This is a genomic window from Mongoliibacter sp. (assembly GCF_007692705.1).
In the GTDB taxonomy this organism is placed as follows: domain Bacteria; phylum Bacteroidota; class Bacteroidia; order Cytophagales; family Cyclobacteriaceae; genus Mongoliibacter.
Genome location: NZ_REBN01000139.1, coordinates 13009 through 32008, shown reverse-complemented (window position 1 = coordinate 32008; position 19000 = coordinate 13009). Strand labels below are relative to the sequence as shown.

Sequence of the window (19000 nt, the reverse complement as noted above, 5' to 3'; positions counted from 1 at the left end):
TAGATGACAAAAAAACAGTTTTTTTGCGTAGATAAGTTTGCAATTCAGAAGTCAAGACCTCATATTTGCATTCCCATTTGGCGAGGTAGCTCAGATGGTTAGAGCGCAGGATTCATAACCCTGAGGTCGGCAGTTCGATTCTGCTCCTCGCTACTTAAGCCCCACTTTTGGGGCTTTTTTTATACCAGCTGTTTTATACAATGTACTGTGTTTACGTTTTATATTCTTTCAAGTATCATAGATCATACACTGGAATGACTTCTGATCTTATCACAAGGTTCAAATTCCACAATGAATTCTCGACTAAAGGGCATACAATCTGATACAGACCTTGGTATTGTATACACTTTGAATTTTTTAATTCGAAATCCCAAGCTCTTAGAAGAGAAAAAGAACCCAAGACCGGGAAAGGAAGGGATTGGATAAAAGACCAAATACTTCCTAAATACATCTAGCGCAGGATTTATATCCCTGCCTGACAGTAGGCAGGCGCCGCGGCGGACGGCAGTTCGTCCCGATAGCTATCGGGAGCTCCTCGCTACTTAAGCCCCACTTTTGGGGCTTTTTTTTATACCAGCTGTTTTACACAATGTACTGTGTTTACGTTTTATATTCTTTCAAATAAATTTTTTAGATTTTTCAACTACGCTATGTGTAAATTGAATATCTCTCTAGCAAAAAACCAATCCCAAAATCATGCAAAATCTGATGACAAGGTATTGGCTTCTCGAGTTTCTGTACAATTGTAATATAATAAAATTTCACCAAACAGCTTCGAAAACTCAAAATATATGGCATAAAAAAAGCCCCGAATTTCGGGGCTTAAATTATCAAGTAATTGAGTGCGCTCTTACTTAACTTTATCAACAACAGCTTTGAATGCTTCTGGATGATTCATAGCAAGGTCTGCAAGAACTTTTCTGTTCAATTCAATACCAGCTTTTTTTACCATTCCCATAAATTGTGAATAAGAAATACCATACTCTCTGGCTCCGGCATTGATACGCATGATCCATAGAGCTCTGAATTCTCTTTTCTTAACTCTTCTATCCCTGTAGGCGTACTGAAGACCTTTTTCATATTTGTTTTTGGCTACAGTCCAAACATTTTTACCTCTTCCGAAGTAGCCTTTAGTTGCTTTGAGTACCTTTTTTCTTCTTGCTCTTGAAGCAACTGCATTTACTGATCTTGGCATAATGATTTAATTTTTTGACCCTAGGTGCCTTTCGGTCTTTTTTACCTCAGCGTCTGGTGAATAATATAACCTTTAATTTAATTTTTGAAGAATCTGAGAATTATTTACCAATTCTCAACATTGCTTTTACTCTTCCTTCATCTGTCTCATGAACTTCTCCCATTTTGGTAAGATTTCTCTTCCTCTTCGTAGATTTCTTTGTCAGAATATGGCTTTTATAAGCATGTTTTCTTCTGATTTTCCCGGTTGCTGAAAGCTTGAACCGTTTTTTTGCACCTGATTTGGTTTTTACTTTAGGCATAGCTGTATTTATTTGTTGATTTATTTTTTACTGGCTTTTGGAGAGAGAAAAAGGAACATCCTTTTCCCTTCAAGTTTTGGCAATTGCTCTACCTGAGCGTACTCTTCGAGTTCCTGCGCAAATCTCAACAATAACATTTCACCCCTTTCTTTGAAGACAATAGACCTTCCTACGAAATGCACATAGGCCTTTACCTTAGCTCCTTCTTTCAGAAATCCAATCGCATGCTTTAATTTAAAATTAAAATCGTGGTCATCTGTATTAGGACCAAACCTGATTTCCTTCAAAACAGTCTTAGAGGCATTGGCTTTAATTTCCTTTTGCTTCTTTTTCTGTTCGTATTTAAACTTAGCATAATCTATCACCTTACATACAGGTGGACTAGCATTGGGGGAAATTTCTACGAGATCAAGATCGTTTTCCTGAGCTATTTTGATTGCTTGAGCGGTCGGCAATACGGCATTTCCTCCATCTACGAAGTCGCCTACTACCCTCACTTCCCTAGCTCTTATTTTCTCATTGACCTTGTAAGGTTCTTCTTGTCTCTGTCTGAACGGTGTTCTTCCTCTCAAAATTTTTTGGTTGTTTTAATGAAATTGCCTGCAAATATCTTAATTATTTCGAGATTTAAAAAATCTCATTCTTATAATGTACTATTATTTATGTTCCAGGGATTCTTTTATGATTCCTTTGAAATAATCAGCAAACTCCTCCACGGAAAGACTTCCAATGTCTCCTTCTCCATGTTTTCTGATTGAAATCTTTCCTTCCGCCTGTTCTTTTTCTCCTACAATCAACATGAAAGGAATCTTCTTAACCTCTGCATCCCTGATTTTTCTACCAATTTTTTCGTCTCGATTATCGATGACTCCTACTATATCCATTTCATCAAGCTTGGCTTTTAAATCCTCCGCATAGGAAATATACTTTTCAGATATTGGTAAAATTGAAATCTGTTCAGGAGATAACCAAAGCGGGAAGTTTCCTGCACAATGTTCGATCAAAACAGCTACAAACCTTTCCAATGATCCAAAAGGTGCCCTATGAATCATGACAGGTCTGTGTTTTTGATTATCAGAACCTATATATTCCAACTGAAATCTCTCCGGAAGGTTATAATCAACCTGTATGGTTCCTAATTGCCATTTTCTACCTAACGCATCTTTTACCATAAAGTCCAACTTGGGACCGTAAAAAGCAGCCTCACCAAGTTCCGTGACCGTCTTCATTCCTCTTTCGGCAGAAGCCTCTATAATGGCAGATTCGGCTTTTTCCCAAGCTTCATCCGAGCCTATATATTTACTTCTATTATCCGGGTCTCTGAGTGAAATCTGTGCGGTAAAATCTTCGAAACCTAAGGCTTGAAAGACATATAATACCAAATCAATTACTTTAATGAACTCTTCTTTTACCTGATCTGGACGGCAGAATATATGCGCATCATCCTGTGTAAACCCTCTTACCCTAGTCAAGCCGTGAAGCTCTCCACTTTGCTCGTATCGATAAACAGTGCCAAATTCAGCATATCTTACCGGTAGATCTTTATAAGATCTTGGTTTATGTTTATAAATTTCACAGTGATGTGGGCAGTTCATAGGTTTCAGGAGAAACTCCTCCCCTTCATTCGGTGTTGCGATAGGCTGAAAAGAATCCTTACCATACTTCTCGTAATGACCTGAAGTTTCATAGAGAGCTTTATGACCTATATGTGGGGTCACGACCTGCTGATAGCCCGACTTGTCTTGGGCTTTTTTCATGAAATTGATCAGGCGCTCACGAAGTAAGGTTCCCTTAGGCAACCATAAAGGAAGACCCATCCCCACTTTTTCAGAGAAAGTAAACAACTCAAGTTCTCTACCTAGCTTCCTATGGTCACGTTTCTTGGCCTCCTCGAGCATATGTAGGTACTCTTGCAATTCTTTGGCCTTTGGAAAAGTGATCCCATAAATTCTGGTCAGCATTTTGTTTTTCTCATCTCCTCTCCAGTAAGCTCCTGCAATATTCAAGAGTTTAGTAGCTTTGATGAAACCGGTATTAGGAATATGGGGACCTCTGCAAAGGTCTACAAAATTTCCCTGCTCATAAAAAGTGATTGTACCGTCTTCTAAACCTTCCAATAAATCTAGTTTATACTCATCACCTTTTTCAGTAAAATAGGCGACAGCATCTTCTTTGCTTATTTCTTTTCGAATATATTCATTCTTTTGACGGGCAAGCTCAAGCATCTTGGCTTCGATTTTCTCCAGTTCGGAACCATCAAGAGATTTATCTCCAAAGTCCACGTCATAATAAAATCCACTTTCAATTGGGGGCCCTATACCTAGCTTTACACCAGGATAAAGCGCTTCCAATGCTTCTGCCATTAAGTGGGCAGAGGAATGCCAAAATGTGTTTTTCCCTTCAGGATCATTCCAAGTCAATAATTGAACTTCAGAATCTTTTTCTATACCCCGGTTAGAATCCCAAACTTCTCCGTTTACTTTTGCTGCAAGTACATTTCTGGCTAGACCCTCGCTGATACTAAGTGCAATCTGTAGCCCGGAAACTCCTTTTTCATACTCCCTTACCGATCCATCCGGCAGGGTAATTTTAATTTGTTGGTTAGACATTTAAAGAATTTGATAAATGAAACATGGCATCTTTACAAACAGATGCTTTTTAGACCTGCAAATATGCAAATTGATTATGGGTTTACGAAAACTTATAGAAATAAGCTTGGTTTATTTTTCATGAGCGTCTATATATATTTGCCAACTCAATCAGACAAAATATGACTTTCCAGATAATTATAATTGGCGGTGGAATTGTAGGCTTGGCTACAGGGCTTAAACTCCTTCAAAAAAACCCAAGGCTGAAAATTGCCATTATTGAAAAGGAAACTGAAGTTGCAAAGCATCAGACTGGCAATAACAGTGGCGTAATCCATTCGGGACTGTATTATAAACCCGGTTCTCTTAAGGCAATAAACTGTATCAAAGGTTACCATGAACTAATTAAGTTCTGTCAAGAGGAGCATATTCCTTTCGAATTGACAGGGAAGGTAGTCGTAGCCACCCGCAAAGAACAGGTTCCAATTCTAAATAGTCTCCTTAAGCGGGGTATTGAAAATGGATTAGAAGGAACACGATCCATCACCTTGGATGAACTTAAACAATTTGAGCCCTATTGTGCCGGAGTGGCTGCCATACATGTACCTCAGACCGGAATAGTTGATTATAAATTGGTCGCAGAAAAATACGCAATGAAATTTCAGGAATTGGGTGGTGAAATTTTTCTAAATCACAAGGTAGACGCTATCAAACAAGCTGGGAAGACTTCCATTATCCAAACTTCCCAAGGGGATTTTCAAACTGACTTGACCATCAATTGTGCCGGTCTTTATTCTGACAAGGTGGCTCAAATGAGTCAGAAAGAATCTTTGGATGTCAAAATCATTCCTTTCCGCGGAGAATATTACAAACTCAAAAAAGAAAGGGAATACTTGGTCAAAAACCTGATTTACCCGGTTCCGGATCCTAATTTCCCGTTTTTAGGAGTACACTTTACCCGCATGATGAAGGGAGGCGTGGAAGCAGGGCCAAACGCTGTTTTGGCTTTCAAAAGGGAGGGGTATAAAAGGTCACAGGTGAATTTAGGCGAATTATCCGAAACACTGGCTTGGCCTGGCTTTCAAAAAGTAGCTGCCAAATACTGGAAAACCGGTTTTGGAGAGCTTTACCGCTCATTTTCAAAAACTGCTTTCACTAATGCCTTAAAAGAATTGATTCCCGATATTCAGGAGTCTGATCTCGTGGTTGGCGGTGCAGGTGTACGTGCCCAAGCATGTGACAAGACTGGCGGGCTTTTGGATGATTTTAGCATCAAGGAAAATGAATTTTCTATTAATGTACTAAATGCCCCCTCTCCTGCTGCAACGAGCTCACTTTCTATTGGTGATACTGTCTCGGAATTGGCTTTGAAGAGATTTTGAAATAGAAGCAAGAGCCTAGAAGCGAGATATTAGACTTTAACATTGATAACTGGAATTGGATTTCAGATTTGGGAAATGTTTCAACTTCTCGCTCTAGTCTTGATTCTCTGCTCTACTCAATTATTTGATTTACATAAGAATTGATTTGAATAAAATTAATATCTGAAGTGTAAATCTTATAGTTTTGCACAAAGAAACTATGTTTCTTATGCTTACTCTCACCACCTTACCCATGTACAAAAAATTAATCATCTATTTCAACCTGCCTAAATCCCATTCATCAAAGTCAAAATTTTGCTTGAAATTTACTGGCCTTACAATCGTTCTTCTTTTTATTTTTATTGGTAAAGGAAGAAGTCAAACAGAAACACCCACAAATTTGACTCATTTCAGGGGCAATATCAGTGTTACCAACAATGGCCTTTCACTGATTCCTGCATTTTCTTTGAACAGGCCTGCCGCAATATTTGAATTGTCACTTGGAGGAGAACGCCTGAGCTTTGACCCGGAAATGCGTTTTGCACTGGATGGTGAACCCTGGTCCTTCATTCTTTGGTGGAGATATAAGCTTGTGAAAAGTAAAAAATTCAACCTTCATGTGGGTGCTCACCCTGCTTATATTTTTGAACATGCAATGGTAGAAGATGAAAACGGGAATATGGTTGAGTCCATGAAAGTCAACCGTTTTTTTGCGGGAGAGATATCTCCCAGTTACAGTTTCAACGAAAACAATAAAATTACATTCCTATATCTACAAGGAAGAAGCTTGGGCAAAAGTCCTACAGATATTAATCAGTTTATAGCGTTGGGTACTTCCCACACCAATCTAAGACTTTCAGAGAAATTCTTTCTAAATGCCAAACCACAACTCTTTTACCTCAAGATGAATGAGAAAGACGGATATTTCGCGAGTGGTTCATTTCTGATCGGAAAAAAGGACTTTCCCATTTCCATAGGATCTATTATCAGTAAAATAATCGTTTCTGAAATAGACGTAGACAATTGGATTTGGAACGTGAGCTTGGTCTATTCATTTAATAATGAGTTTGTGAAGAGATCAAATCCGATACTTTAAATTTATGCATGTGATTTAAGCGGATTTTGAAATAAGTTAGAAATACAGTTGAAATATTATAGAAATAAGGTTGAAATAAATTCCAGGGCCAGCCCAGAATCTTAAATAGCTTTGCTGATATGGGAACTTATATCGCCGAAGGCATATATCCATCTATTTCGCGAAGCGTATATCATTTAAATATCGCCGAAGGCATATTTCTATTTATTTCGCAAAGCAAATATCCATTAAGCAATGAGAGAAGTTAAAATTCATAACCTTCATTTGAAAATAGAATTATGAACAAACCTGAATCACTTGAAGAATTTTACAAAAGGAAATTCAGTTGGCTACCTGAGAATATCCGAAATGACATCGGACATTTCAATATGTTCAGTTTGGAGCCCTACTCCCACGGAAAGCAAAGCACTATTCCCTATCGTCGTCGTGATTTTTATAAAATCATGTTAGTCAAAGGCAATAGCTCTGTGTACTATGCCGATCAGGTCATTGAAGTCAAAAAACAGGCACTCTCTTTTTCCAATCCCCTGATCCCCTACAAATGGGAGCATCATGAGCAACTCAAAGGTCAATACTGCATTTTCAATCAGCACTTTATGAGTCAGTTTGGAAAAATCATGCAGTATGAGCTGTTCCAACCTACCGGAAACCATATTTTTGAGCTGAATGACGAACAGATGGCTGAAATCGAATCCATCTTCCAAAGGATGGAAAAAGAATTCAAATCGGAATACAAATACAAATACGACAGCATCCGTAACCTGATTTTTGAATTGATCCATTATGGACTCAAACTACAGCCCAATACCCTGACAGACCGACAACCATTCAATGCCTCCCAAAGGATTTCAGCCATGTTTATGGAATTGTTGGAGCGTCAGTTTCCTATTGAAGAAAACCATCCTAAAATCGGATTGCGCTCTGCATCAGATTATGCCGAGCATATCAATGTGCATGTCAACCACCTCAACCGTGCTGTAAAAGAAAATACCGGAAAAACCACTTCTCAAGTAATCGCAGAAAGGTTGGTACAGGAAGCCAAAGTCTTACTCAAGCACAGCCAATGGAATGTGGGAGAAATTGCCTATGCCCTTGGCTTTACAGAAGTAACGCATTTCAATAATTTTTTCAAGAAACATGTGGATACCAGTCCTTTGAAGTTTAGGGAGGGGTGAAAAGTAACCTTTTCTATTCTGTTTGATTTTCGTAATTGATTGTTTGTTTGCCATTATTTTGTTGATACAGATAACCTTAAATTTCATACATCTAAAACAACTTACACCATGACACAATCAAATATCAGCCCCCCTCAGACAGACAGGAGAAGCTTTTTAAAAGTCGGTGCTACGTTTAGTGCAGCTTTATTAGGCGCTTCTACACTAGCAAATGCCTTTGGTGAAAAATCCAGAATGAATAATTCCATAAAGGGCAACATCACTAAAATGCGTACGCTCGGTTCAGGGAAACATAGCCTGGAAGTGACTGCTTTGGGTCTAGGATGTATGGGTATGAGTTACCATAGAGGTCTGATCCCCAACAAAGAAGCCAGCATAGCCCTGATGCGTAAAGCCGTGGATATGGGAGTAACTTTATTTGACACTGCGGAAGTGTATGGAGCTTATACCAATGAAATCTTGGTCGGTGAGGCTATCTCCCAATTTAAAAATGACATTTCCATTACAACCAAGTTCGGATTCAACATCGAAAAAGGAAATATGGCAGGTCTCAACAGCCGTCCTGAACAAATCCGAAAAGTAGCAGAAGAGTCCTTGAAAAGGTTAAAAATCGATGTGATTGACCTTTTCTATCAACACAGGCAGGATCCAAAGGTACCTGTTGAAGATGTGGCAGGTACAGTAAAAGATCTGATCCAGGAAGGTAAAGTAAAGAATTTTGGCTTGAGCGAAGTCAGTGTTGAGACGATAAGAAAAGCGCATGCTATCCAACCTTTAACAGCCATTCAAAGTGAATATCATCTGATGTGGAAAAAACCGGAAGAGGGAGTTTTAGCTGTTTGTGAAGAGCTTGGGATCGGTTTTGTTCCTTATAGCCCCATGAACAGAGGCTACCTTACCGGCATGCTCAATGGGCAGACTAATTTTTATGCCGCCAATGATAACCGGGCGGGTTTACCTAGGTTTCAAAGAGAAGCCATGATTGCCAATTGGCCTATTGTGGAATTCATATCCAACTTTGGTCATCAAAGAGGCCTCACTCCTACCCAGGTGGCCTTGGCTTGGTTGATGCATCAAAAGCCTTGGATTGTGCCGATCCCTGGGACAACTAAAATATCGCATCTACAGGAAAACATGGCTGTTGCTGATATTCAATTTTCCTCTGAGGAAATCCGTGAAATTGATGATGCGGTATCCAAAATTACCATTTATGGGGATCGATATACTCCGGTTGAGCAAGAGCGGGTAGCGAATTGATCTAATCTTTATAGTAAAAAGTTCGGACTCCTGATCGATATCGGTACGGGAGGGTTGGACTATCAGAAACCTGATCCCATGGGCTTAAACATCATTTCCGGATTGAATCAAAATCAAGTATTTTGTATTGGTTTCATTTACCATTGAAGAAGCCAATATTGTAGTTTAAATCCTATCCAGGGAATCCAAACCCTGTTTTTATTTGAAAAGAAGGATCCTTATTTTAACTTTCAGTATGAATCACAATCAAAAAGCAGACTTCTATCAAACCTTGATCGGTTATTTTGAGAAAATGATTCCTATAAGAATGAAACAAATTAAAAAATTGATTTGGGGCCTTTTGAGCTTGTTCACCATGACTTTTGGCGCCCAAGCCCAAACTATCCATTTTGAAGGAAAGGAATTTGAGATTTCCCATGTGATGACATCTGTCGTCCGGTTAAATGGGGAAGAAGTGCTCAGAGTGGAAAGGGATTTGGAATCCTTGCCATTTGATTTCGAAAGAATGGGTGAGACTGTAGATGAGCCTACCTTTCTCAAATTGAAAGGAGTGAATCTGGAAAATGGCACCGTGGAAGTAAAAGTTTTGAGTCGATTGTTACCGACAGCCCCTCCTTTTACCCGTGGGTTTATCGGACTTGCCTATAGGATTGATGAGGACAATACTGCCTATGAGTCTATCTATATCCGTCCTACAAACGGAAGAACGGACGATCAGTTTCGAAGAAACCATACCGTGCAATACTATGCTTATCCTGACTTTAAATTTGACAGGCTAAGAGCTGAATCCAATGGGGAATATGAAACCTATGCCGATATCGGATTGGACGAGTGGATTACGGTCCGAATAGAATTTAGGGACAAATCAGCCAAACTATTTCTCAATGATCAAAAATCCCCGGCCCTTATCGTACAGGAAATGTTAGGATCAACTTCATCAGGTTCAATCGGGCTTTGGGTGGATATAGGAACAGAAGGATTTTTTAAGGATTTAAAGGTGATTGAATTAACTCAATCTTATGAAGGCAGCCATTTTAAACAGTCCCGGGCAAGCTGATAATTTCATTTTTGGAAGAGAGATCAATTCCGATACCGAACAAGGATGAGGTTTTGGTCCAAGTAAGAGCTTTTGGACTCAACAGGTCCGAACTGATGACCCGAAAGGGACTTTCCCCTCATGTGAAATTTCCAAGGGTTTCGGATTTCTTTATTAATCCAAAATAATATGCTATCAAAGAGGTGTCTTGATCCTCCTTCACAAAAGCTTGTTTGATTTTCGTAATTCTTTGTTTGCTTGTCATTATTTTAAGAAATTGGATCAATCTACATTTGATCCATCATAAATAAGTTACAAGTTGAAACAAGCCGAAATACCAATGAAAAAGTACATCTTCATATTTACCCTATTTCTAATAAGCGCAAACTACGTTAATGCGCAATCTTCTAAAGAACAAGAAATCATCCAACTTTCCATGGACAAGTGGCAGTGGATGGCGGATAAAGACATTGAAAAACTCACTCCCCTATTCCATCCACAAGCCAAATTTGTCCACATGAGCGGTACCTGAACTACGCCAAGAGAGCTTGAAATCATAGAAACTGGAAGCATTTGGTATAAGTAAGCGGATATTCATGATTCAGCTGTCGAGTTGGTAGGAAATACTGCTATTGTTTGGAACCGAATCACGCTACATGCAGTAGTCCGCGAAAATGAGGTTTCAACAGAATTTACAGTAACTGAAGTATACCAAAAAGAGGACTCAGTTTGGAAAATGCTGGCATTGACTTTCAGTAGTGTCCGGGATACGCATGAGATTGAGAAATAATGAATGAAAACTGATAACAATAGCAATCCATCTTTTGAATTCGTAAATTGTCTTTGTCTCCATTATCCTTGAATAAATCGAAAAAATGAATCCTACTTCCGAAAAACTCAACCGCCGGTCCTTTCTCAAAGTATCCGCTCTCGCAGGAGGTGGGTTATTTTTGAGTGTGGGTTGGTTGGCAGGATGTAAACCGGATTCCAAAGAAGACCTTCTTGGAATGCCGGAAGAGTGGATCAGGATCAATGGGTTTATTCGAATAGGTGATAATGGACTGATTACCATCATGTCTCCCAATCCTGAAGGAGGACAGAATGTCAAAACAGGCATGCCGATGATTGTTGCCGAAGAATTGGATGCTGACTGGCCCAAAGTCTTGGTGGAACAGGCACCTTTAGACACCGACAATTTTACCCGTCAATTTATTGGTGGATCTCAGGCCATCAGAATGGGATGGAATGTTCTTCGGAATGCGGGAGCTACGGCAAGACAACTTTTGGTAAATGCCGCTGCTCAAACCTGGAATGTGCCTGCTAGTGAAATCACGACAAAAATGGGGATGATCTATCATCAGGGAAGTGGTAAAAAAGCCCATTATGGTGAAATGGCTTCTTTGGCAGCCACGCTCCCATTGCCGGAAAATGTCCAATTGAAAGAACAGAAAGCCTATACCATTATCGGTACTTCCCGAAAAAATGTAGATGCTAAAAATATAGTCACCGGAAAACCGCTTTTTGGTATAGATTACAAAAAAGAGGGAATGTTGATTGCCATGATCATTCATCCACCGGCTCATGGGATGAGATTGAAATCATTCGATGATTCAAAGGCCAGAAACCTTCCGGGCATCAGAGAAATTTTCCCCATCAAATCTCATGAGGACGGTTATGAACGCACTTTTTTTGATACTACCAGTTTTACTGATCTTGTAGCCATCGTTGGCAATTCGACCTGGGAAGTACTGAATGCCAAAAAAGCCGTAAGTGTGGAATGGGAAAATTTTGGTACCTATCAGGAAAAAAGGGACTGGAACGGGAGAAAGGAGATGAGGACGATCCCGGGCGGTCTGGAAAGTGAGCCAGAACAATTGGCTAAAATGAACGACGTAGCCAGCAAGGCGAAGACCGTACGCAAAGACGGAAATCCTGAGATGGCCTTTCGAAATGCCTCCAAGGTAATCGAACGCACATATAATGGGCCTTTCTTAGCGCACAACTGCATGGAGCCCATGAATTTCTTTGCCCATATCAATGGCAATCAGGTGCATTGTGCCGGACCACTCCAAAAGCCGGAACTTACCGAACAGGCGCTTTCTACACGTCTGGGAATTCCCATAGAAAATATTGAAATCGAAATGACCCGTTTGGGGGGTGGCTATGGTCGACGATCTTACGCGCATTGGTTAATAGAGGCTGCTGTGATTTCACAAAAAGTAAATGCCCCAATCAAGTTGATGTATTCCCGTGAAGATGATATGACCGGGGGAATTTACCGACCTATGTACCAGGCTACCTATCGTGCTGCTTTAGACAAGGACAACAACCTGATCGGATTCCATGTCAATGCAGGTGGATTGGTGGAACCCCCAATATACCCGGACAGGTTTCCTGCTGGTGCAGTTGAAAATTATTGGGTAGAGGAATGGACTGTATCTTCCAACATTACAGTAGGGTCTTTCAGGGCCCCAAGGTCCAATTTTATCGCAGCGGCTGAGCAGTCCTTTTTGGATGAAATTGCAGAGGAAATCGGGAAAGACCCTATTGATTTTCGATTGGAATTATTGAAAAGAGCAAAGGAAAATCCTGTTGGCGAAAACAATGATTACGATCCTGAGCGCTATGCCGGGGTATTGGAGCTGGTAAAAGCCAAATCCAAATGGGGGCAAAACCAAGCCGGGATTTCACGGGGCGTTTCCGCTTATTTCTGTCACAACAGCTACGCTGCACAAGTGCTGGATCTAAGGATTGAAAATGGTCAGGTCAAGGTTGAAAAGGTAACCCAGGCACTGGATTGCGGGCTACTCATCAATCCGGATGCGGCCAAAAATCTTTGTGAAGGGGCTGTTGTGGATGCTATCGGAACAGCCATGTTCGGAGAATTGAAGTTCAATCAGGGAGTCCCGGACAAAAATAATTTTGACCGATACCGCATGATTCGGATGGGTGAAGCGCCAAAAGCGATCGACACCTATTTTGTGGAAAGTCAGGTTGACCCAACAGGCTTAGGGGAACCGGGTTATCCTTCGGTATTTGCTGCATTGGCAAATGCACTTTATCAGGCAAATGGTAAGCGTCTCTATCAACAACCCTTTGCACCCCAGTTAACATAAATATCAATTCCACTAACAATAAATTACTAACATCAATCAAAATTTATGGGGGTTTAAATTAAAAAGAACCTCCCATCGACTTTAAGATTTAAAAGCGAAGATATATGGCAACATTCAACCTCAACATCAACGGTAAAACCCAATCAGTGGATATAGATCCAGCTACACCCATCTTATGGGTATTGAGAGACCATTTGGATTTGGTAGGAACCAAATACGGATGTGGTATAGCACAATGTGGCGCCTGTACTATCATAATGGACGGGAATGCGGTACGTTCCTGCTCTATTCCTGTATCCGCAGCTGAAGGTACTAAAATCACAACGATTGAGGGACTTTCTGAGAAAGTTGATCATCCTGTTCAAAAAGCATGGATGGAACATGATGTGCCACAATGCGGCTATTGCCAGGCTGGTCAGATTATGAGTGCTGTGGCTTTGTTGGAAAATAATCCAAATCCTACCGACGAAGACATTGACAATGCCATGAACGGCAATATATGCCGGTGCGGAACCTATGTGCGTATCAAAAAGGCCATCAAAACTGCCGCCAATTCATAATCCAAAATCACCTGACCATGACAATCATTAAAACCAAACTCAATAGAAGATCCTTTTTAAAAGCATCTGCCTTGGCAGGCGGAGGGATGATACTCAGTTTCAGTTGGCTGACTGGATGTAAACCTACAGCGGAACAGGAAGCCCTTGGCTTACCTGATGAATGGTTTGAGCTGAACAGTTATATCAAAATCGGTGACAATGGACGTGTAACACTTTTTTCTCCTAATCCTGAATTTGGATCCAATGTCAAAACCTCAATGCCCATGATCTTGGCAGATGAATTGGATGTGGATTGGAGTAATGTGATTGTGGAGCAGGCAGATTTTTACCCCGAACGCTATGAAAGGCAATTTACAGGAGGTAGCCAAGGTATTCGGCAGGGATGGAATCCATTAAGGGCAGCTGGAGCAGCAGCAAGATATTTGTTGGTAGCCGCAGCAGCGCAGACCTGGGAGGTATCAGCAGATGAAATAAAAACTTCAAAGGGAATCATTGAACACAAAGGAAGTGGCAAGAAAGCTCATTATGGAGAAATGGCTTCTATGGCTGCAACCATTGAAGTTCCGGTAGAAGTCAAGTTGAAGGATATCAAAGACTTCAATATCATAGGCACATCCAAGAAAAATGTAGATATAGAAAAAATCATTACCGGCAAACCTATGTTTGCCATGGATTATAAACAAGAGGGGACGTTGGTTTCGGCCATTGTGCATCCTCCAGCATTTGGCATGCAGCTGAAAACATTTGATGGAGAGTCAATCAAATCTATGTCCGGTATCAAAGATGTTTTCAGTTTTCATGTCCACAGTGATGGTTATGTTCAAAATGCTTTTGACACCACTACCCATCAGGAAATGGTAGCCATTGTAGGAAACAGCACCTGGGAAGTCCTACAGGCTAAAAAAGCACTTCAAGTTGAATGGGAGAAAGCACCTGACAAAGAAATTACCGTATCAGGATGGGGTGGAAATCAATCTAAAGTAAAAATACCTTCAGGGCTTGAAAATACTGACGGACACTTGGCAAGAATGGAAGAATATTCCAAAAAACCAGCCAACGTGCTTCGAAAGGATGGAAATCCGGAAGAGGCATTTCAGAAAGCTGCCAAAGTATTGGAAAAAACCTACACAGCCCCTTATCTCGCCCACAACTGTATGGAGCCTGTCAACTGTTATGCCCACGTAACTGCGGACAAAGCTGAAATTTACGGTCCTACACAGGCACCTGAATTTATTATAAATACACTTTCAGAAAGATTGGGACTTCCAAAAGATAAAATCCAAATAAATTTGGCCAGGATGGGCGGTGGTTTTGGGCAAAGGGCTTATTCCCATCATATGGTGGAAGCAGCCGTAATTTCCCAAAAAGTCGGGGCCCCAGTTAAAATGATGTACACCCGGGAGGATGACATGACTTATGGGATTTATCGTCCTACCTACACCGCTACCTACAGAGCCGCTATTGATGAAAACGGAAAACTAACGGCTATTCATGTAAAGGCAGGCGGAATTCCAGAAACTCCTATTGCTCCCAACAGGTTTCCTGCCGGAGCTGTAGAAAATTATTTAGCAGAGGGATGGGATATCCCCTCCAATATTACCATTGGTGCTTTCAGGGCACCGAGATCAAATTTTATAGCAAGTGCCGAGCAATCCTTTTTAGATGAATTGGCAGAAGAGTTGGGTAAAGATCCAATTGATTTCCGATTGGAACTGTTAGACAGAGCCACTAAAAATCCTGTAGGAACCAATAACGACTATGACCCCGAACGCTATGCGGGTGTATTGAAATTAGTCAGGGAAAAAGCCAATTGGGACTCCCCAAAAGAAGGAGTTCACCGGGGTGTTTCGGCTTATTTCTGCCATAATTCCTACGTTGCAGAAGTACTCGATTTAAGATTAGAGGGCAACAAACCGGTGGTTGAAAATGTAGTTGCCGCAGTAGATTGCGGAATTGTCATCAATCCTGATGCTGCTTCCAATATGGGAGAAGGTGCTATTGTGGATGGCATTGGAAATGCTTTCTTCGGGGAATTGCCTTTCAAAGATGGAGTACCACAAAAAAACAATTTCAATGATTATAAAATGATCCGTATGTCTGAAGCTCCCAAAAAAATTGAGGTGCATTTTGTTAAAAATGAACATGCACCTACAGGGTTGGGAGAGCCCTTGTTCCCTCCTGTTTTTGCAGCTGTATCCAATGCTCTTTATCAGGCAACCGGGAAAAGGTTCTACACACAACCATTTGGTAAAGAACTGGATAATGTAATGTTAAGGATGTAAAACTTAAAGGTCCCCGCCTTTTTGCGAAAAGGTTCTATCCCCTTGATATCCAAATATGTTAAGGGGATTTTTCTTTGTTGTTTCTATAAAAATCATTAGAAATAAATAGAAGTATCATTTACCAATTGGCCAAAAACTCATCTTTTAATTTCATTTGTAAATCAACTGAATATGCTTTTACCAGCATTTGAGACTTTTAAACCTAAAAATGAAACATTGATTCCTGAATCTGGGTTGTTAATTATAGGTGCTTAATTTTTATTGGCTCTTACATTACAGCTTGCATCAATGATTAGCAATTGATCAAATTCATAAAAAATATTTAAGACTTCAATTTTTAAACAAAAATTGATTGGGTAATAATTATCAAAAAACGACAGCCTTCTGGGCTGTCGTTTTTTTATTTTGATAACATTTCACTTTTTATAAACACATTTTCGAACCAACTTACTATGCCTTTCGCTAGGACTAGCTTTAAGCCTTCAATCTTGGATCTCTCGCTTCTCGTTTCTTGCATCTTGTGTCTAATATCTTATGTCTTATTCAAAAACTCCAAAAACCTCATTTCCGCCCAAGAAAATTCTTGTCCCTTCAGTAAAAATCCAGTATGCCCTCCCCTTTTCGGCATTTCCAGAAAGATGTTTGGATGCTTCTCAGCCAACTTAACTGGATAACACCTGTCCTTCAGCAAAGGATCATTGATCGCATTGATGATTAAGGTTGGGATTTCTATATCCTTGATCCAATTGTCAGCACTGACAGCATGATAAAAATCCTTAGCATTTTTAAACCCATAAAGCTTAGCTGTAAAATGGGTGTCAAAAGTATCAAAATCATTCACTGTCTTCAATAATTCAACATCTACCAAACCGGGATGTTGCTTTTCTTTCAAAAACAATTTGGCTTTAAGTTTACCAAGGAAACGCTTTTTATAAAATGCATTCCTTCTCTCCTTTAGTGTGGCTGCAGAATCCTCCAAATTGCAGGGCGTAGAATACACTGTGGCACTTTTTATCTTCGGATTTAAGCTACCACCGTTTTCTCCCAAATATTTCAAAGTCTGCGCTCCCCCCATAGAAATTCCACTGAGGTAATAGGCTTTATAATCATACTCATTTTCTACATGATTGATAACTGTTTCTAAATCATATGAAGCTCCATGATGGTAAAGAATTTTAGCCCGGTTCATTTCCCCACTGCAAGAGCGGTTATTCCAAGCCAAGACATCAAATCCATTCTGATTAAAGAGCTTTACCAAGCCTTTGACGTAATGCCTATCCGAACTCCCTTCCAGGCCATGGGAAATGATAAGGAGTTTTTCAGATCCCACTTTGGACCAATCCAAATCCAGAAAATCATCATCAGGGGTATCAATTCTTTCTCTTGAATAATTCACTCCATCTATCGTCCTGAAAATACTCGGAATAATAGTTTCTAAATGTCCGTTAAAAAGAAGCTTTGGTGGAGCGATATAGGTTGATTTTTCAATTAAGGGCATAAAAATGGCTATGAATAAACTATGATTTGGAATCTCTACCCCAAAAGAGGGAATAATTTGTTTTATTTGAAAAATTTAACGCATAACAGTTTATGAAAAAATTGAATTTTATTTTCCTCTTACCACTTCTTTTTATTGGTTTTATCACCACTATCCAGGCTCAGCAAGTGGATACAGTTATCGATAAAATATACCCAGAGCTAGATAAACTCTATAAACATCTTCACCAAAACCCTGAACTTTCCTTGCAGGAAAAGGAAACTTCAGCGCGAATAGCCCAGGAATTACGGGATTTGGGATATGAAGTTACCGAAGGAATTGGTGGATACGGAGTAGTAGGTGTTTTGAGAAACGGGCCTGGGCCTGTATTGCTTATCCGTGCAGATATGGATGCGCTTCCAATGGAGGAAAAAACAGGCTTACCCTATGCTTCAACCAAGAAGGGAGTCAGCAATGACGGTAAAGAAACCTACATTGCCCACAGCTGTGGGCATGATATCCATATGACCGTTTTTGTAGGTACGGCTCGGATCATGCAGGAATTTAAGGAAAGCTGGAGAGGAACTTTACTGATGGTGGGTCAACCTTCCGAAGAAAATGGAATGGGAGCTTGGAATATGATGAATGATGGCCTTTATGAAAGATTCCCTCACCCTGATTATGCCATTGCTTTACATGATGATCCGTTTTTACCTGCCGGTCAGGTTGGCTACAAAGCAGGGCCTTTGATGGCTGGGGTTGACATGATGAACGTGACAGTATATGGAGAAGGTGCGCATGGTGCTGCCCCACATACCGGAATTGACCCGATAGTATTAAGTGCGCAAATGATCCAGGCATATCAGACAATTGTCAGCAGGAGAATTGCACCAACTGACCCCGCGGTGGTAACCGTTGGATCAATCCATGGAGGTTCTGTCCACAACATCATCCCTGATGAAGTGACCATGCAATTGACATTAAGGTCATATTCGCCAGAGGTAAGGGAAGAAATGATCAGCAGTGTCAAAAGAATCAGTGAAAATTATGCGAAAGCAGCAGGCCTTCCTGAGTCTAAAATGCCAACGTATTGGATCAGAGAGCCACATACACCTGCTACCATCAATGATGCGGAGCTTACAGAGCGTATGGTCAACGTGTTTAAAACCAATTTAGGGGAAGACAATGTCAAAGAAGTTGAAGCTCAGATGATAGGAGAAGATTTCAGCAGATTTGGATTGCAGGAAAGGAATATCCCTATCAGCATGTTCTATCTAGGAGCCTCTGACCCCGAATTCCTTAAAAAAGCCAAAGCAGAGGGTTTAGAAATTCCAGGATTGCATTCCCCTCAATTCGCTCCCTTACCTGAGCCAACCATCAAAACAGGAATAAAGGCCATGAGTCTTTTTGCAATGGATATTTTGAGGAATATGGAGATAATGAAAAAGTAATTTTTAAATGGATATTATTAGATATTTGTGGATATTGATAGATACTTTAATTTGATGGAAATACAGTGGAAATACAGTTGAAATAGAATAGAAATAGGGTGGAAA

Annotated in this window: 15 protein-coding genes, 1 tRNA gene and 1 pseudogene; 12 read left to right on the top strand and 5 right to left on the bottom strand. The window is 40.3% G+C overall.

The window, feature by feature from the left end; genetic code table 11:
* Positions 1-79: 79 nt before the first annotated feature.
* Both EA341_RS07855 and EA341_RS07850 read left to right on the top strand, forming a co-directional pair.
* Positions 80-153, top strand: a tRNA-Met gene (locus EA341_RS07855).
* Between the two features lie 47 nt (positions 154-200).
* Complete coding sequence (locus EA341_RS07850; RefSeq protein WP_293012783.1) at positions 201-323, top strand: GIY-YIG nuclease family protein; 123 nt, start codon at positions 201-203, stop codon at positions 321-323.
* A 527-nt stretch (positions 324-850) separates the two neighbouring features.
* Here the strand turns inward: EA341_RS07850 and rplT are convergent.
* The 4 genes from rplT to thrS form a co-directional block, all read right to left on the bottom strand.
* Entirely contained in the window at positions 851-1195 is a 345-nt protein-coding gene (gene rplT / locus EA341_RS07845; RefSeq protein WP_293012782.1) for a 50S ribosomal protein L20, read from the bottom strand.
* 100 nt (positions 1196-1295) lie between these two features.
* Positions 1296-1496, bottom strand: coding sequence for a 50S ribosomal protein L35 (gene rpmI / locus EA341_RS07840; protein ID WP_106132024.1), 201 nt, complete (start codon positions 1494-1496; stop codon positions 1296-1298).
* Positions 1497-1516: 20 nt separating this feature from the next.
* Positions 1517-2068, bottom strand: a complete 552-nt coding sequence (gene infC, locus EA341_RS07835; protein ID WP_293012780.1) for a translation initiation factor IF-3 — start codon at positions 2066-2068, stop codon at positions 1517-1519.
* 84 nt (positions 2069-2152) lie between these two features.
* The gene (thrS, locus tag EA341_RS07830) at positions 2153-4105 is read right to left on the bottom strand and encodes a threonine--tRNA ligase (RefSeq protein ID WP_293012778.1); all 1953 of its coding nucleotides are present in this window, start codon (positions 4103-4105) and stop codon (positions 2153-2155) included.
* Between the two features lie 161 nt (positions 4106-4266).
* On the opposite strand from thrS, the gene lhgO reads away from it, so the two are divergent.
* The 9 genes and pseudogenes from lhgO (at position 4267) to EA341_RS07785 (ending at position 15967) form a co-directional block, all read left to right on the top strand.
* Entirely contained in the window at positions 4267-5466 is a 1200-nt protein-coding gene (gene lhgO / locus EA341_RS07825; RefSeq protein ID WP_293012776.1) for an L-2-hydroxyglutarate oxidase, read from the top strand.
* A 379-nt stretch (positions 5467-5845) separates the two neighbouring features.
* Positions 5846-6541: a hypothetical protein gene (locus EA341_RS07820; protein ID WP_293012774.1), complete on the top strand. Its 696-nt coding sequence runs from the start codon at positions 5846-5848 to the stop codon at positions 6539-6541.
* 278 nt (positions 6542-6819) lie between these two features.
* Positions 6820-7716 (top strand): AraC family transcriptional regulator, encoded by an 897-nt coding sequence (locus tag EA341_RS07815; RefSeq protein WP_293012772.1) that lies wholly within the window; start codon positions 6820-6822, stop codon positions 7714-7716.
* Between the two features lie 108 nt (positions 7717-7824).
* Positions 7825-8973 (top strand): aldo/keto reductase, encoded by a 1149-nt coding sequence (locus tag EA341_RS07810; protein ID WP_293012770.1) that lies wholly within the window; start codon positions 7825-7827, stop codon positions 8971-8973.
* Between the two features lie 235 nt (positions 8974-9208).
* The gene (locus EA341_RS07805; protein WP_293012768.1) at positions 9209-10030 is read left to right on the top strand and encodes a hypothetical protein; all 822 of its coding nucleotides are present in this window, start codon (positions 9209-9211) and stop codon (positions 10028-10030) included.
* A 319-nt stretch (positions 10031-10349) separates the two neighbouring features.
* Positions 10350-10799 (top strand): annotated as a pseudogene (locus tag EA341_RS07800) (nuclear transport factor 2 family protein).
* 85 nt (positions 10800-10884) lie between these two features.
* Positions 10885-13125 carry a molybdopterin cofactor-binding domain-containing protein gene (locus EA341_RS07795; protein WP_293012766.1) on the top strand — a complete coding sequence of 747 codons (2241 nt, stop codon included), beginning with the start codon at positions 10885-10887 and terminating at the stop codon, positions 13123-13125.
* Positions 13126-13229: 104 nt separating this feature from the next.
* Complete coding sequence (locus EA341_RS07790) at positions 13230-13685, top strand: (2Fe-2S)-binding protein (protein ID WP_293012764.1); 456 nt, start codon at positions 13230-13232, stop codon at positions 13683-13685.
* A 17-nt stretch (positions 13686-13702) separates the two neighbouring features.
* Entirely contained in the window at positions 13703-15967 is a 2265-nt protein-coding gene (locus EA341_RS07785; protein WP_293012762.1) for a molybdopterin cofactor-binding domain-containing protein, read from the top strand.
* Between the two features lie 532 nt (positions 15968-16499).
* Here the strand turns inward: EA341_RS07785 and EA341_RS07780 are convergent.
* Positions 16500-17465, bottom strand: coding sequence for an alpha/beta fold hydrolase (locus EA341_RS07780; protein WP_293012761.1), 966 nt, complete (start codon positions 17463-17465; stop codon positions 16500-16502).
* Between the two features lie 92 nt (positions 17466-17557).
* Between EA341_RS07780 and EA341_RS07775 the strand changes: the two genes are divergently transcribed.
* Positions 17558-18895 carry an amidohydrolase gene (locus tag EA341_RS07775; RefSeq protein WP_293012759.1) on the top strand — a complete coding sequence of 446 codons (1338 nt, stop codon included), beginning with the start codon at positions 17558-17560 and terminating at the stop codon, positions 18893-18895.
* Positions 18896-19000: the final 105 nt, after the last annotated feature.

Bases quoted from the DNA above. Each gene is read 5' to 3' on its own strand.
- EA341_RS07850 (WP_293012783.1), top strand. From the start codon at position 201: ATGTACTGTGTTTACGTTTTATATTCTTTCAAGTATCATAGATCATAC.
- rplT (WP_293012782.1), bottom strand. From the start codon at position 1,195: ATGCCAAGATCAGTAAATGCAGTTGCTTCAAGAGCAAGAAGAAAAAAG.
- rpmI (WP_106132024.1), bottom strand. From the start codon at position 1,496: ATGCCTAAAGTAAAAACCAAATCAGGTGCAAAAAAACGGTTCAAGCTT.
- thrS (WP_293012778.1), bottom strand. From the start codon at position 4,105: ATGTCTAACCAACAAATTAAAATTACCCTGCCGGATGGATCGGTAAGG.
- lhgO (WP_293012776.1), top strand. From the start codon at position 4,267: ATGACTTTCCAGATAATTATAATTGGCGGTGGAATTGTAGGCTTGGCT.
- EA341_RS07815 (WP_293012772.1), top strand. From the start codon at position 6,820: ATGAACAAACCTGAATCACTTGAAGAATTTTACAAAAGGAAATTCAGT.
- EA341_RS07810 (WP_293012770.1), top strand. From the start codon at position 7,825: ATGACACAATCAAATATCAGCCCCCCTCAGACAGACAGGAGAAGCTTT.
- EA341_RS07805 (WP_293012768.1), top strand. From the start codon at position 9,209: ATGAATCACAATCAAAAAGCAGACTTCTATCAAACCTTGATCGGTTAT.
- EA341_RS07795 (WP_293012766.1), top strand. From the start codon at position 10,885: ATGAATCCTACTTCCGAAAAACTCAACCGCCGGTCCTTTCTCAAAGTA.
- EA341_RS07790 (WP_293012764.1), top strand. From the start codon at position 13,230: ATGGCAACATTCAACCTCAACATCAACGGTAAAACCCAATCAGTGGAT.
- EA341_RS07785 (WP_293012762.1), top strand. From the start codon at position 13,703: ATGACAATCATTAAAACCAAACTCAATAGAAGATCCTTTTTAAAAGCA.
- EA341_RS07780 (WP_293012761.1), bottom strand. From the start codon at position 17,465: ATGCCCTTAATTGAAAAATCAACCTATATCGCTCCACCAAAGCTTCTT.
- EA341_RS07775 (WP_293012759.1), top strand. From the start codon at position 17,558: ATGAAAAAATTGAATTTTATTTTCCTCTTACCACTTCTTTTTATTGGT.